We start from the raw sequence: 15,608 nt of genomic DNA, 5'->3' as shown, positions 1-15,608 counted from the left end.
CACATACAACGCTGCAAACTCTGCATCGAGACCGACCAGCGCGTCATTCACCACTTGCCGGATCTTACGCAACGGGTGCTGAGCGGGGATGCGATCTTCAAGATCGACATAGCTGAACAGCGAGCCGCTCTTCTCATCCATACCGCGCATTCCAACCCCCCGACATTGCCTTGCCCAGAGTGAATCACGTTCCTCAAACCGCGTCGAGGGACGACTATTTCAGCGGCCTGTTAACCGATCACGGCGGCCATAAGCACCAGCGCCAGGGTCGTCGCCGCTGCCAGCACCGCAAAGCGCGGCAGGCCGAAGATGGGTCGTTTGGGGTCGTCGATCAAACGCAGGGCGGCGCTGCCGACACGGCCTTTTGGGGCGCGGATTTCGGGGATGCAGACAACAGGTTCCAGATCAAGTTGTCGCTGCATCTGGGCTGCGGTGCGCACCACTGGTTTGGCGAGATCAAGCAAGAAGGCAAGACCGATGGCGCCCAACAGGCTGGCAAACGCGCCCGCGATGGCGATTTTCTTTTTGCCGCCGCCTGTTGGATATTCTGGCGACAAGGCGCGGTCGAGCAACGTGAAACGCTCGGACTGCTGACGCTCGGCGAGGCGCTGGGTGGTTTCGGCTTCGGCCATCCGCTGCGTGACGTTGTCGTATTGGCCCTGCAACTGCTGGAGTTGGCGATCATACCCTGCCAGTATCCGCTCGACCTCGGGCGTGGCGGCGAGAGCGGTTTCGACTGCGGCCTTGCGGGCATTGATCGAGGCGATCTGAGCGTTCAACACGTCGATTTGGGTGGCGATATCATCCAGACGGCGCTTGTCAGTTTCGCGTTGCTGCTGTTTTGCGGCGATGGCGGCTTGTTCGCCCTGTAGGCCGACGAGGTCTTGCGTGGCTTGGCGCAGATCGTCGGAGAGGCTGACGATTTCATCTCGGCGGGCATCGGAGAGTGTCGGCATCGCATCTGCATGGGCGTTTTTATACGCGGTCAGGTCATCTTCCAGTTTGGTGATCTGATCATAGATACGGGCTTCTTCTTCCTTGAAGAAGGCGACGTTCTTATCGGCACGGTCGCGCTGGCCAGCGGCGCTTTGATCAAGGATGCCTTGGGCGAAATCATTTGCAAGTTCGGCGGCGGTTTTCGGATCACCGAAACGCACCGAGATGATGATCGCCGAAATGCTGCGGCCTTGGCCAAAAGCCTGTCCCCCCGCGCTGTCAACGGCTTGGAAAGTGACCGCATTGCGCAGGGCAACGAGTTTTTCATCGCTGGTCAGCTGTGGTTGATCGGTGAAAAGCTTGTGGCGTTCGATCACCGCACCCAGCGCGTCGCGGGTGGTCAGACGCTGTTCGATGGTTTGCAGGATTTGTGCGGCACCCCCACCATCGGGCTGCTGCTGTGCGCCGGCTGCAGTGGCTTCGGCCACCTGCGCGCCCTCGATCTGGATGACCGCGGCGGTCTCGTAGATGTCGGGACGCGATTTGGCGAAGATCACGGCGGCCAGCAAGCCTGCAACGGTGATCAGAATGATCATCCAACGGCGGCGGAGCAGCAGGCTGATAAGTTCTTCGATAGATTGAATCTGACCCATGATTTACTTCTTGGCGTAGCGGTAACGGCCCGCATTGAAATCTTGCGCGCGGTTCAGCACCACGCCCAGCAACGGGATGCGGCCTTCAAATATCTTCTCGCAGGCGCGGATTTCCTGCGGTGAGGATTTTGCGCCATCGGTGACCAGCAGCACGGCATCCAGCGAGGGGCCTAGAGCGAGTAGATCATCATTCGCCAAGGCAGGCGGCAGGTCGTAGATCACCACCTCGGGGTCAAGCTGTTCAATCATCGCGGCAAGGGCTGCGACGGTGTTGGGGTCATGCAGGGTTTCCGAGGCGCGCTCGATCGGATGGGTGTTCAGACCCAGCGCAAGGGTGCGGCCAAAGCGGCGGAATTGGCTTTCCAACGGCTGTTCGCCCGCAAGGAAGTCGCCAAGGTTAATATCGTCTTTGACGCCAAGGATTTGCGCAATCTCGGGGTGGCGCAGATCAAAATCCATCAGAACGGTGCGGCTGGCGGGACGACGGGCCAGCGAGAAGGCAAGGTTGGTGGCCACAAAGGATTTGCCGCAGCCGTGGGTGGGCGAGGTAACGGCGATTCGCTTCCAGCCTTTTTCAGCCAGACCGCGCAATAGCCGGGTGCGCAGGATGTCGAAAGCTGTGGCGGCGGGATGTGAGGAGGCTTCTAGAAACAGAGCGTTTCCAGATTTTGACTTCGTGTCGGCCTGAAGCGGGCTGAGCGATTCCCATACCCTTGCTGGGTTGAACAGAGTTGGCAGGTTGGATGAAAAAATCTCGCGTCCAGTGATCAGGTCGGGCGAGACATCATGCGGTGCGGTGGTCTGGCCCGTGCCGAACACAGAAATACCCCTGGCCTTGCCATCTTTACGAGGACCAGTATGGTTGGCAGTCATGGCCGAACGCTCCAGATCTGCGGGGCCATTGGGCCGCGACATCAAGATATTGTGTCTGCTCATCCGAGGGCTAGGCTCCTGCAAGACTGCGCCGGACCGGAACACAACCATTTAAACAAAGACCCAACCTAGGCTGGGGTGGTGAAGAACGAACCCTGCCGCGGACTGCACCGCAAGGCACAGTTCGGCGAAAGATTCGTCCGGGCCCCGGCCTAGAAGGGATACGCATAGCTGATCTGCCCTCAAATTGAAAGACTTGCGGACTATGCTGCATGTGCAGCGGGGCATAGCCAAGGCACAATCATGGCCTTAGATTGGCAGCAGGTTAAGGGGTGCTTGATGCAAAATGCAGTGATTGACGCGGTGGTGATCGGTCGCAACGAGGGCGCGCGGTTGGGCGCCTGTTTGCAATCGCTGCAAGGTCGGGTGCGGCACTTGGTTTATGTCGATTCCGGGTCAACCGATGGCTCGGTGGCGGCTGCGTGTGTGTTGGGGGCCGAGGTGGTGGCGCTGGATATGCGGCTTGGCTTCACGGCTGCGCGCGCGCGCAATGCGGGGTTGGCTGTGCTGGATGCGCCGGAGTTTGTGCAGTTTGTCGATGGCGATTGTGAGGTGCAGCCGGGGTGGTTGGACGCGGCTTTGGTGGGGTTTGCAGAGCATCCGGCGGCAGTGGTGGTCTGCGGGCGGCGGCGCGAGCGGTATCCTGAGGCATCGGTGTACAATCGGTTGACGGATTTGGAATGGGATACTCCGGTGGGTCAAGCGCGGGCTTGTGGCGGCGATGCGCTGATGCGGTTTGCGGCGGTGCAGGCAGCGGGGGGCTATGATGCCTGCCTGATCGCCGGAGAGGAGCCAGAGTTGTGTCTTCGGTTGGCGCGCGGGGGAGGCGAGGTCTGGCGGATTGAGGCTGAGATGACGCTGCATGACGCAAATTTGCTGCGGTTTGGTTCGTGGTGGCGGCGGATGGTGCGGGCGGGCCATGCCTTTGCCGAGGGGGCGGCGCGCTATGGCGCGACACCAGAGCGGCATTGGGTTGTCGAAGTGCGGCGGGCGGTTTTGTGGGGAATTGCGCTGCCTTTGGCGGTGATTTTGGCGGGGCTTTTGCATCCGCTGGGTTGGCTTTTGGCGCTGATTTATCCGGTGCAGGTGCTGCGGTTGGCGCGGCGCGGCGGCTTGGCATGGGGCTTCTTCACCGTCGTGGGCAAGTTTGCTGAGGCGCGCGGGGTGCTGAGTTATTGGGTCAATCGGAAGCGCGGGCGCAGGCGGGGGTTGATCGAGTATAAGTAGTCAGCGCAGCTTCAGCGCGGCCACGATCTGGCTGGGTAGGATCGCGAAGCAAGCTATGTAACGAGGTAGCATTCGGCGCGGGTCGCATAGCGCGCGCCACAGCCATTCCATCGCCAAGGCGCGCATCCAGCGCGGCGCACGGGTTTGAGAGCCTGCGAGAAAATCAAGACCTGCGCCGAAGCTGGCAAAACCGATATGCGGAGCGAGACTGCGGCCAAGCGCGGCAAGCGCCTCTTGCTTGCCTGCGGGCAAGGCGATGACGCAAAAGCCGATGCCAGCGGTGGTAAGGCGGGCGAGGATGGCCTGCGCCGCGGGGCCTTGGGGCTCAAAGCCCATCGGCGGGGCGATGGTGATGGCGATTTTCAGGCCGTGGATTTGCGATTCAAGTGCTGTAGCTGCGGTGGCCAAAGCGGTTTCTGTGCTGCCGATCAACGCCACGCGGCGGCCTGATTGCACCGCCAGCTGCACCAGAGGGATGACCATATCCGATCCCGGCACCAGTTCAACCGGGCGGCGGGCAAGGCGGGACAGCCAAACGATCGGATTGCCATCGGCCACGACGAAATCTTGCGCGGCATAAATCGCGCGAAACGCGGGCGAGTCGCGCAGTTTCACCAAGTGATCGAGGTTAATCGTGGCAAGGGCAAAGCCGTCCTGCAGCGCAAAGCGCTTACCGACCGCGGCCAACAGGGCGTCACGATTGGCGATATTCACCGTGATCGTGGTCGTCTCAAACTGAAACTGCACTAAAACCCTCGTGCTTTCTTGCGAGCGTCGCATAGCAACATGGCCGATATGTGGCGGCAGGCTGGGTAAAATGCGAACAATCTGTTTCGCATTGACAAGTGTAGAAGCCGTTGCAACATTTTGGCGTTATGGCTTACCCACGGGGGATGAGTAAAGTCAGCAATCATCGCCAATCCGTTGATCTGGCCCGCTTCCTTGCTTGTTTTGGCATCGTGGCTGCACATGCCTATGCGCTGGAGGATGATTGGGTCGGGCATCTGTCGCTGGGGCTGTTTCTGGTGCTGACCGGGTTTCTGGCGATGCAATCCTACCTGCGCGCGGGCGGGAGGTATAATTTCCGCTCTCGGGCCGAAAGGTTGCTGCTGCCGTGGCTGTTTTGGGCGGCGTTTTTCCGGTTGGTCGATCTGAAGGTTTCCGATTCGCCTGATAAGTGGCAGCTGCTGCAAGATCCGTGGACACTGTTCGTCGGATCGGCGATCCATCTGTGGTTCTTGCCGTTTATCATTCTGGCGACGCTGTTGGTGAAGCCTGTCGGGAAGTTTGTGACAACGCCGGAGCGGCTGGCCGGGATTTTGGCGACGCTGGTGTTGATCTCGGGGCCGATGTTCTGGGCGATGCATTATTATGCACCGCCCACGCCGCTGTCACAGTGGCTGTACTCATTACCAGTTTACACGCTGGGCCTGTTGGTGGGGGTGGCGCATCCGATGGGACGTGCGGCTTGGCCTGTGATCGCGGCGGCTGTGATAGCGATTGGGGCTTATCTGGTGACCGAGGCCGCGCCCTGGGCTTGGACGGTGTTCGCCGCAGTGCTGCTGTTTGAGGCGTTCTGGCGGATGCAGATCCAGCATAAGGTGTTGCCAAAACTGGGGCAGGCGGCGTTTGGCATCTATCTGCTGCACCCGTTCTTTATGCTGGTGACCTATAAATTCGCCGGGCCAGAGGTTGACCGGATGCTGGCCACCCTTGCCACCTTCGGGATGAGTTGGGCCACTGTGGTGATCTTGCGCCGCATCCCGATTTTCCTGCGGCTGACCTGACATTTCGCCCTGCGATATTGGCCAGTGTCGGTGGTTTGTGCTAAAAGGCTGGCATTGCTTATAGAAAGCTGATCCGCGCCGTGGCCTCGCCGAACATCCTCGCCTATCTGATGCTGTTTGTCTGGCCGATGCTGTGCTGGCAGATGTGGAAACGGCTGGACCCGGCGCGGGCGCTGATCTGGACGGTGCTGGGCGGTTATCTGATCATGCCGCCGCTGACGGTGATCAATTTTCCGATCATCCCCGATCTGGACAAGACCACGATCCCGAACCTGATCGCGTGGTATTGCGCGCTTTATGTGGTGCGCGACAAGATCAGCTTTCTGCCCGAGGGTCGAATGGGTAAAGCGCTGATCCTGATGTATATTCTATCACCCTTTGCGACAGTGTTGACCAATACCGAGCCGCTTATTTTTCTGGGCGGAGATGTGCAGGGCATGAAGGTTTACGATTCGGCGGCGGCGGTGGCGAACCAGTTTATCGCGCTGCTGCCGTTTTTTCTGGCGCGGCGCTATTTGGGCACGCCGGACGGTATGCGCGCGGTGATCGAGGCTTTGGTGCTGGCGGGGCTTTTGTATTCGGTGCCGATGCTGATTGAGGCGCGGTTCTCGCCGCAGATGAACGTTTGGGTTTACGGGTTCTTCCAGCATGACTTTTTCCAGACCATCCGGCAGGGCGGCTATCGCCCCGTGGTGTTCTTGCCGCATGGGCTGTGGGTGGCGTTCTTCGCGCTGATGTGTGCGCTGGCGGCGGTGGTGCGGTTGCGTGACACTACGGCCGAGGTGCGGCCCAAGGCTTTGGTGATCGTGCTGTATTTGGTCTTCATGCTTTCTGTCTGCAAAAGCGCGGGTGTGACGGTCTATGCTTTGGGCCTCGCGCCGCTGTTGCTGCTCGCCAGTTGGCGGGCGCAGGTGGTGGTGGCGGGGCTGCTGGCAGTTGTGGTTATCAGCTATCCGGTGCTGCGGGGACTTCATCTGGTGCCGATGCAGCAGATCGTCGATTTCGCCAATGGCTTTAGTGCCGATCGGGCTGGGTCTTTGCAGTTCCGCATCGACAATGAGGAAGAGCTGCTGGCGCGGGCGCAGGAAAAAGCGCTGTTCGGCTGGGGCGGGTATGGTCGGGCGTTCCTGCACGATCCGATCACCGGGCAGATGACCACGATTGCCGATGGGGCTTGGATCATCGTGATGGGCACTTATGGCTGGCTTGGCTTTATTGCCGAATTTGGGCTGACGGGATTGCCACTGCTGATTTTGGGGCGCGAGGCGCTGTCGCGGTTTGCCCCGCCGTTTAGCCGCTATACGGCGGGATTGGCGCTGATCTTGGCGGCGAACATGGTCGATCTGCTGCCCAATGCCACCCATATTCCGTTCACTTGGCTGATGGCCGGCGGGCTGCTGGGCGAGGCCGAGCGGATGCGGCGCTTGCGCTTGGCTGAAGGTCGGGCCGTGTTGCGCGGGGGGGTGCGGGGCGGCAAGCAGAAACGGACAGTGATTTGATGCAAGTGGATATCGGTATCTTTGCCCATAACGAGGCGCATGGGATTGCGGCAATGGTCGCGCGACTGCTGGCGCAGGATATTTTGGCAGATCCGGCGTTTTCAACGCGGATTCTGGTGCTGGCGAATGGCTGTTCGGATGACACTGTGGCGCAAGTTCCGCGCGCAGGCGTTGAGGTGGTTGATCTGCCCGAAGGCGGTAAGTCGCGGACGTGGAACCGTTTTGTGCATGATTTGGCGCGGGCGGATGCCGATGTGTTGGTGTTTGTTGATGCCGATATCGAGTTCTGCGATGCGGGGGCTGTGCGGCGCTTGGTGCAGGCGATGGGGTCACATTGGGTGATCAACAGCCAGCCGGTGAAGGACATCGTGGTGCGGCCGGAGGGATTGTCTGTGATGGACAAGATCATCGCGGCGGCGGGCGGCGGCTTGGACGATTGGAAGACGGCGATCTGCGGTCAGCTTTACGCGATGCCTGCGACCGTGGCGCGACGGTTTCATCTGCCGATTGGCCTTCCGGTTGAGGATGGTTTTCTGCGCGCAATGGTATTGACGGATGCTCTGACCGGACCGGAGGAGTTCAGCCGGATCGGTGGCGCGGCGGAGGTGTTTCACATCTACGCCTCAGAGCGGTCTATCGGTGCGCTGATCCGGCATCAGGTGCGGATTGTGATCGGCTCGGCGGTGAATTTCGCGGGCTTTGGCGCGCTGACGGCGGTGCCAAAGGCTGCGCGGCACGCAGAATTGGCGCGGGCGGCGGCCGATGCGGGCTGGCTTGGCGGCGCGTTGCATCAGGTTTTGCCGCGCTGGCCATTTGGGTTCGTGCCGGGACATTTCTTGACCAAAAGGCTGGCGCGCGCTGCCGCAAGCCCGCGCGATCTGCTGCGGCCCAAGCGGCTTTTGGTGACGGTTTTGGGTTTTGGCTTTGATTTGGTGGTCTACTGCCGGGCGCAATGGGCGATGTGGCGCGGCACAGGTGTTGGGCATTGGTAGCCTGCTTGCCCGAAACTTTGCCATATCCGGGCCGTATTGGTTCAGTATTGCGGCATTGTTCAAAGGCCCTGCACGCTTCATTTCAGTGCGTGCTAGGGTATAAGATCTGTGGATTTTGCGGTAAATTGTTGAGATCTGGCTTGGGGTTTTGACCTGCGGGCAGCGAGAGAGAAGGCGCATGAGCGAAGATATTGATCACTCGGGCATCAGCGATAACGATATCGCTGTGGTTGGTATGGCGGCGCATCTGCCGGGGGCTGCGGATATTGCCGCCTATTGGGCCAATCTTGCGGGCGGGGTGGAATCGATCCGGGTGCTGAGTGAGGCGGAATTGCTGGCCGCTGGAGAAACACCGGCGCGGATGCGCAAAGCGAATTATGTCCCCTCGGCGGCGGTTTTGGAGGGGTTTGCGGATTTTGATGCGGATTTCTTCGGCTTCTCGCCGAAAGAGGCGGCGATCATGGACCCGCAACACCGCCAGTTTCTGGAAGTGGCGTGGGAGGCGTTGGAGAACGCAGGCCATCCGCCCGAGAATTTCCCCGGCGCGATCGGGGTCTATGCAGGCTGCGGCATGGGTAGCTATTTCTATTTCAACCTGTGTTCCAACCGCGATCTGGTCGATCAGACGGGAATGTTTCTGCTGCGCCACACTGGCAACGACAAGGATTTTCTGGCGACACGGGTGAGCCATATCTTCGATCTCAAGGGGCCGTCGATCAATTTGCAAACCGCGTGTTCGACCTCGCTGGTGGCAGTGCATTTCGCCACGCAAGCCCTGCTGAACGGCGAATGTGATATGGCGCTAGCGGGCGGCGTCACCATCGAACTGCCACATGCGCGGGGGTATCTTTACACCGAGGGAGAGATTCTGTCGCCGGATGGCCATTGTCACGCCTTTGATCACCGCGCCGAGGGCACAGTATTTGGTTCGGGCGCGGGGGCGGTGGTGCTGCGGCGGGCGAAGGATGCACTGCGCGACGGCGATCATATCTGGGCGATTCTGAAAGGCTCGGCGGTCAACAATGATGGGGCCGCGAAGGCTGGGTATCTCGCCCCTTCCGTGGATGGGCAAGCGCGCTGTATTGCCGAAGCGCAGGCGGTTGCCGGAGTCTCAGCTGCGGATATATCTTATGTCGAATGTCACGGCACGGGGACGTATTTGGGCGACCCGATTGAGGTCGCGGCGCTGACTGCGGCTTTTCGGCAGACCACTGATGCGGTGGGCTCATGCCGGATCGGTTCGGTCAAGACCAACATTGGGCATTTGGATACAGCGGCGGGGGTGGCTTCGCTGATCAAGGTGGCGCTGTCGTTGCATCATCGGCAACTGCCGCCTAGTTTGGGTTATGAGGCGCCGAACCCGTCGATTGATTTTGCGACCAGCCCGTTCAAGGTGAATGATCGGCTGACCGATTGGGAGAGCTTTGGGCCGCGTCGGGCGGGGGTGAACTCGCTGGGCGTGGGCGGCACCAATGCGCATGTGGTGTTGCAGGAGGCGCCAATGCGGGCTGCGGGCGAGGAAAGCCTGTGGCCGTTCCAACCGATTGTTATTTCAGCAAAGTCCAAGGGGGCGTTGGATGCCGGGGCGGCTCGGCTGGCAGCGCATTTACGCGACAATTCGGGGCAGGATTTGGCCGATGTCGCCTATACGCTGAAAGAAGGCCGCCGCGCATTTGAGAAACGTCGGGTACTGGTGGCCGGGTCGCATGATGAGGCCGCAGCGTTGCTGGAAGGTGGCGATCCGCGGCGGGTGTTTAACCATGATTTCTTGGGCGAAAACCCCGAGGTGGTGTTCATGTTCCCCGGTGGCGGTGCGCAATATGCTGGAATGGCACGGGATATTTACGCCACCGAACCGGTGTTTGCTGATTGGATGGACAAGGGCCTTTCGGTTCTGCAACCGAAGCTCGACTACGACATTCGTGCGCTGTGGTTGCCTGAGCCGGGGACCGAGGCTGCCGCGAATGAGCGGTTGAAGCGGCCCTCGGTGCAACTGCCGCTGATCATGATCACAGAATATGCACTGGCACAGTTGTATATGTCGTGGGGGGTGACTCCGTCTGCGCTGGTTGGTCATTCCATGGGCGAGAATACCGCCGCCTGCCTGGCCGGTGTGATCGGGTTCGAAGACTGTATCGGCCTTGTGCATCTGCGCGGCACTTTGTTTGACACGATTGCGTCGGGGGGCATGCTGTCGGTGCCTTTGGCCGAGGCGGATTTGCGGCCCTACATTACAGGTGATCTCGATCTGGCCTCGGTCAATGCGCCGGGGCTTTGTGTCGTGTCGGGACCAGATGCAAGCTTGCTGGCGTTGGCTGCGGCACTGACGAAAGCCGATGTGGAAACCCAGCGCATCCAGATCGACATTGCCGCGCATAGCCGGATGTTGGAGCCGATTTTGGGGCGGTTTGGCGATTACCTCACAAAAATTCACTTAAGCGCACCGCAGATTCCAATTGTGAGCAATCGTTCAGGAATCCGTTTGACGGATGCGCTGGCGACCAGCCCCGACTACTGGGTGCAGCACCTGCGCAATACGGTAAATTTTCAAGCTTGCATGGCCGATTTGATGGCGGAACCGGGGCGGGTATATCTGGAAATGGGCCCCGGGCGGGCGCTGTCGTCGCTGGCGCAAGCCAATGGTGTGCCGCAGGGGCAGGTGATCGCGGCGCTGCGGCATCCCGAGCAAAAGATGGCGGATGACGCGTGGCATGTCGCTTCGATCGCGCGGCTGTGGGCATGCGGCGTTCCGGTGGATTGGGAGCCGATTTGGGGCGGGGCCGCGCGCAAGCGTGTCGTGTTGCCGACCTACGCGTTTCAGCGCAAACCTTACTTCATTGAACCCGGTAAGGGCGCGGAAGTTGAGGCTGTGGCGCTGCCTGCGCGGATTGCTAATATCGGTGATTGGGGCTGGAAGCCGCATTGGCGACCTGCAGCGACAGGCTTTGACTATGCGGCGGATTTTGCAGATGCAAAGCCAGAGGCCTGGTTGATTTTCCTTGATGCAGAAGGGCTTGGTGCTGAATGTGCGGCGCGGTTGCGCGGCGCTGGCCATCAAGTAGTCACTGTGCGCGCCGGTGATGCCTTTGGCCGTGATGGCGAGGGTGGATATCTGCTTGCCCCAGAGCGGGGCCGCGAGGGTTATGATCTGCTGATCCGTGATCTGGTTGCAAAGGGGCATACGCCCAGCCGGATCGCGCATTTCTGGCTGGTGACGCGGGGACAGAATTTTCGCCCCGGTTCCAGCTTTTTCCACCGCAACCTAGAGCAGGGTTTCTACAGCCTGCTGTTCCTCGCCCAAGCGATTGCCGAGGAAAACCTGCCGCGCCCGATCCATATCACGGTGGCCTCGACCGGAGCTGTTCAAGTGAAATCCGAGGCGTTGGCTGACCCGGAAAAGGCCACCATCCTTGGTCCGGCGCGGGTGATCCCGCGAGAGTTGCCGGGAATGACGGTTTCAACTTTGGACTTGGTTTTGCCATTGCTGCCGCGCCGGGGCAAAGCCGAGTTGGAACCGCTTGCTGAGCAGGTCTTAGAAGAGCTTTTGGCCGAACCCGCCGGTGCCATGGCGGCCTTGCGGGGTGAAAAGCGCTACGAGTTGGGGCTGAAAGCTGCCAGAATTCCTGAACAAATATTCATACTTCCGCAAGCCGCGCATGTACTGATCACCGGCGGCTTTGGTGGCATCGGCTTGACCATCGCCGAGGACTTAATCCAGCGCTTTGGTGCAAAAATCACGCTGATCGCGCGGCGCAATTTGCCGGATCGGGGCACTTGGGCGAAGTATCTGGCGGCGCATGACCCAGCCAGCCCGATTGCGCGGCGGATTTTGGCCTTGCAACGGCTGGAGGCCCTGGGGGGCGAAGTTCTCGTTGCCCCTGCGGATGTCTGCAACATGGAGGATATGCGCGCGGCGGTAGATGCCGGGGTGAAACGCTTTGGCCCAATCCGCGCGGTGATCCATGCGGCGGGGGTGGTCGATGATGGGCCATTGATGCTGAAGACGCCGGCGCAGGTTGAGGAAGTGTTCGCGCCGAAACTGCATGGCACGCTGGTGCTGGATCGGTTGTTCCCGGATGGATCGCTCGACTTGCTGGTGCTGTTTGCCTCGACGTCGACCGTGACCGGGCCAGCCGGGCAGATTGATTATGTGGCGGCGAATGAATTCCTGAACGCTTATTCGAAATCGCGCAGCGGTGGCAAAACCAAGGTCGTGGCGCTGAACTGGGGCATCTGGACTGGCGTTGGCATGGCGGCAGAGGCATTGGTGGATCGTACTGGCGCGCGGCCAGCCCCGCGCCTGCCGATTTCCGCGCCGATGCTGGATGAAGCAAGCTTAGACGGCCATGGAAATCGTCTGTTTACAGCCGCTTATGGCTTGGATCGCTGGGTGTTGGATGGTCATCGTACCAAGTTGGGGCAGGCGCTGATGCCCGGCACCGGTACGATTGAAATCGCCGCCGAGGCTTTGCGCGCGCAGGGTGAGATGGGCGGCTTTGAGCTGCGCGATCTGTACTTCTTCCGGTCTTTGGATGTGGCCAAGGGTGAGGCGCGGCAGGTGCGCGCCACGTTGTCGCGCACGGATGAGGGCTATGGGTTTGAGTTATGCTCGGGTGTGACGGTGAAAGGGCGGTTGGGCTGGCAGTTGCACGCGCAGGCGCGGGCGATTCCGCTGGCAGCGACTCCTGCCAAGATTGACGTTTTGGCGATAGCCGGGCGGTTGCCTGCGGCCGAGGTTGGCGTCGGCCTGCGCAGCCCGCAAGAGGAACATCTGGCGTTTGGGCCCCGCTGGCGGGTCCTGCGCTCGCGTGCGATTGGCGGCAGTGAAGGGCTGGCGCGGCTGGCTTTGCCTGCGGAATTTGCGGCAGAAGCGGGGCCGTGGCTGCTGCATCCGGCGCTGATGGATTTGGCGACCGGTTGGGCGATGGGGCTGATTGCGGGCTACCAGCCGGATCACCTTTGGGTGCCGGTATCTTACAGCAAAATTCGCGTTCTGCGCCCACTTCCGGCCGAGATTGTGTCTTGGGTGCGCAATGCAGCAGACAACCGCGCGGGCGCGCCGACCGCAAGTTTTGACGTGACGCTTGCGACGCCAGAGGGCGAAGTTTGCGTTGAAATTGAAGGCTTTAACATTCACAAGCTGGAGGGAGGGCTGAGCTTTGCCGCCCCCGATCCGCGTGAATTGAGCTATGATGATGTGGTGGCAAAACCGGTCTCCCCTGCCGAGGAACGCCTGCTGCACGCGTTCAGTTTGGGCATCAAACCCGGCGAGGGTGCCGAGGCGTTTGGCCGCGCCGTGGCTTTGGGCGGCAGCCAGATCATCGTCTCCAGCCTCGATCTGCCTGCGCTGATTCGCCAGACGGCCGAGGCGGAGGCGGTAAAATCCGAGGGCAAGGCGTTTGAGCGGCCCGATCTGGACACGGCCTACGTCGAGCCGCGCAATGATGTTGAACGCACGCTGGTCGGGTTCTGGCAGGAGTTGCTGGGCGTCGCCCAAGTGGGGGTCGAGGACAGTTTCTTCGACCTTGGCGGCCACAGTCTGATCGCGGTGCGGTTGTTTGCGATGGTGAAAAAAGCCTATCGGGTGGATTTCCCGATCTCGGTGCTGTTTGAGGCACCGACGATTGCGCGCTGTGCGGCGCTGATCGTGGCGCAGATTGGCGATGTGGGGGGGGATGCGCCTGCAAAACTGGCGGCCCCTGCGCGGCGGTTTATACATCTGGTGCCGATGCATCAGGGTGAGGGTGGCGCAAAGCAACCATTCTTCCTTGTCGCGGGGATGTTCGGTAACGTATTGAATCTGCGGCATTTGGCGCAGCTATTGGGCGGTGATCGCCCCTTCTACGGCCTACAGGCGCGCGGGCTTTATGGCGATGCTGCGCCGCATACGACATTGCCGGAAGCGGCTGCCGATTACATTGCCGAGTTGCGTCAGGCGCAGCCCGTTGGCCCTTACATGCTGGGCGGGTTTTCGGGCGGGGGTCTGATCGCGTGGGAGATGGCGCGACAGTTGGAAGCGGCGGGGGAGGTCGTGTCTTTGCTGGTGTTGCTGGATACGCCATTGCCCTTACGACCCAGCTTATCGCGCACCGACAAGGCCCTGATCAAACTGGCAGAATTGCGCGCAAAAGGCCCCGGCTATCTGGCTGAATGGGCGCGCAAACGTTGGGCTTGGGAGTTGCAAAAGCGCCACTCTCAGGCGACCGAGCAAAGCGATGCGCAATTTCATAATGCGGCGATTGAGGCGGCCTTCCGCGCGGCGTTGCCGCAGTATCAAATGTCAGAGCGGGGCGGAGCGACGGTCTTGTTCCGCCCGCCTTTGGACAAGCACTGGGCGGTGACGGCTGGCAACTGGGTGTCGAAAGCCAAGGAATATGTTTTTAATGATAACGATTTGACCAGATTTTCATCCGCACTATTGACGGTTGAGGTGCCCGGTGATCACGACAGCATGGTGCTGGAGCCAAACGTGCGGGTGCTGGCGGCAAAGCTGCGGGCGGTGATTGCCGACGCCGAGAAGACCGCGTCGAATATCGTCCCCCTCGCCGCTGCGGCGGAATGAGCATGGCGGGGTTGTTGACGGTTTTGCTGAACTGGCGCTCGGCCGAGATGACACTGCGGGCGGCGGAATCGGCGCTGATGGCATTGGACGGCATCGCAGGCGCGCTGGTTATTGTTGACAACGATTCCGGAGATGGATCGTTTGAAACAATGACTGCTGAGGTGCGAAAGTGCGGCTGGGACAAGGGTGCGCAGGCGGTGCGGGTGCTGCAATCGGGTCATAATGGCGGCTTTGGCGCGGGCAATAATTTTGGCATCCGCGCAGGCATGCCGGACGGTTCTGCGCCGGAATTTGTCTATATCCTGAATTCTGATGCCTTTCCCGACAGTGATGCGATCCGGGCGCTGCTAATGCATCTGCAGACCCATCCTGCAACGGGGTTCGCGGGCAGCTTCATTTATGGCGACGATGTCGCACCGCATCGTACGGCGTTTCGCTTTCCCTCGATTGCCTCAGAGTTTGAGTCGCAGATCAGGTTCGGCCCGGTCAGCCGGATGTTGAACCGCTGGATTGTGGCGCAACCGATCCCGCAAGCCACCTGTCGGGTGGATTGGTTGGCAGGGGCAAGCCTGATGATGCGGATGGCGGTGCTGGATCAGATCGGTTTGTTTGACGAGCGGTTTTTCTTGTATTTTGAGGAAACCGATCTATGTCGCAGGGCGGCTTTGGCGGGTTGGCCGACGGATTATGTGGTGGAAAGCCGGGTGATGCATATCGGATCAGCCTCGACAGGGATGCAGGAATGGCAGCGCATACCGGGGTTCTGGCTGGACAGCCGCCTGTATTATTTCGTGAAAAACCATGGTGCTGGCTATGCTTTCGCGGCCACACTGGCGCTGCTTTCGGGCGGCGTCTTGTGGCGTGCGCGGCTGCTGATCCAGCGCAAAGACCGCGGCGATCCGCCGCTGTATCTGACAGACCTGACCCTGCACGCTTTGTGTACGGCGGTCAGCCCCGTTTTCGGCAAACCTGCCGCTTTAGCCAAATCGCCCCGCACGACCGAGGGCTAAGGACGCCAA

General features: G+C 60.6%; 9 protein-coding genes and 1 pseudogene. 6 read left to right on the top strand and 4 right to left on the bottom strand.

Annotation, left to right across the window (positions count from 1 at the left end):
- The 3 genes and pseudogenes from Q7V03_RS03335 to Q7V03_RS03325 form a co-directional block, all read right to left on the bottom strand.
- Nucleotides 1-150: pseudogene (locus Q7V03_RS03335) on the bottom strand (IS5/IS1182 family transposase); the annotation flags it as partial.
- Between the two features lie 80 nt (nucleotides 151-230).
- The gene (locus tag Q7V03_RS03330; protein ID WP_304924185.1) at nucleotides 231-1,589 is read right to left on the bottom strand and encodes a Wzz/FepE/Etk N-terminal domain-containing protein; all 1,359 of its coding nucleotides are present in this window, start codon (nucleotides 1,587-1,589) and stop codon (nucleotides 231-233) included.
- A gap of 3 nt (nucleotides 1,590-1,592) precedes the next feature.
- Nucleotides 1,593-2,462, bottom strand: a complete 870-nt coding sequence (locus tag Q7V03_RS03325) for a CpsD/CapB family tyrosine-protein kinase (RefSeq protein ID WP_304924184.1) — start codon at nucleotides 2,460-2,462, stop codon at nucleotides 1,593-1,595.
- Nucleotides 2,463-2,801: 339 nt separating this feature from the next.
- Between Q7V03_RS03325 and Q7V03_RS03320 the strand changes: the two genes are divergently transcribed.
- Nucleotides 2,802-3,749 carry a glycosyltransferase family 2 protein gene (locus Q7V03_RS03320; RefSeq protein WP_304924183.1) on the top strand — a complete coding sequence of 316 codons (948 nt, stop codon included), beginning with the start codon at nucleotides 2,802-2,804 and terminating at the stop codon, nucleotides 3,747-3,749.
- On the opposite strand, the gene Q7V03_RS03315 is transcribed toward Q7V03_RS03320, so the two are convergent.
- Nucleotides 3,750-4,496, bottom strand: a complete 747-nt coding sequence (locus Q7V03_RS03315) for a WecB/TagA/CpsF family glycosyltransferase (RefSeq protein ID WP_304924182.1) — start codon at nucleotides 4,494-4,496, stop codon at nucleotides 3,750-3,752.
- 146 nt (nucleotides 4,497-4,642) lie between these two features.
- On the opposite strand from Q7V03_RS03315, the gene Q7V03_RS03310 reads away from it, so the two are divergent.
- The 5 genes from Q7V03_RS03310 to Q7V03_RS03290 all read left to right on the top strand — a co-directional run bounded on the left by Q7V03_RS03310 (nucleotide 4,643) and on the right by Q7V03_RS03290 (nucleotide 15,599).
- Entirely contained in the window at nucleotides 4,643-5,536 is an 894-nt protein-coding gene (locus Q7V03_RS03310) for an acyltransferase (protein WP_304924181.1), read from the top strand.
- Nucleotides 5,537-5,616: 80 nt separating this feature from the next.
- Nucleotides 5,617-7,035 (top strand): hypothetical protein, encoded by a 1,419-nt coding sequence (locus Q7V03_RS03305; RefSeq protein WP_304924180.1) that lies wholly within the window; start codon nucleotides 5,617-5,619, stop codon nucleotides 7,033-7,035.
- Nucleotides 7,035-8,027 (top strand): glycosyltransferase family 2 protein, encoded by a 993-nt coding sequence (locus tag Q7V03_RS03300; RefSeq protein ID WP_304924179.1) that lies wholly within the window; start codon nucleotides 7,035-7,037, stop codon nucleotides 8,025-8,027. Before Q7V03_RS03305 ends, Q7V03_RS03300 begins: the two co-directional genes overlap by 1 nt.
- A gap of 178 nt (nucleotides 8,028-8,205) precedes the next feature.
- The gene (locus Q7V03_RS03295) at nucleotides 8,206-14,589 is read left to right on the top strand and encodes a type I polyketide synthase (protein ID WP_304924178.1); all 6,384 of its coding nucleotides are present in this window, start codon (nucleotides 8,206-8,208) and stop codon (nucleotides 14,587-14,589) included.
- 2 nt (nucleotides 14,590-14,591) lie between these two features.
- Nucleotides 14,592-15,599 carry a glycosyltransferase family 2 protein gene (locus Q7V03_RS03290; protein WP_304924177.1) on the top strand — a complete coding sequence of 336 codons (1,008 nt, stop codon included), beginning with the start codon at nucleotides 14,592-14,594 and terminating at the stop codon, nucleotides 15,597-15,599.
- Nucleotides 15,600-15,608: the final 9 nt, after the last annotated feature.

The sequence above is a fragment of the Cypionkella sp. genome (assembly GCF_030652235.1).
Taxonomy (GTDB): domain Bacteria; phylum Pseudomonadota; class Alphaproteobacteria; order Rhodobacterales; family Rhodobacteraceae; genus Cypionkella.
The sequence above is the reverse complement of the archived record's forward strand: the minus strand, read 5'-3'. Positions and strand labels throughout refer to the sequence as shown.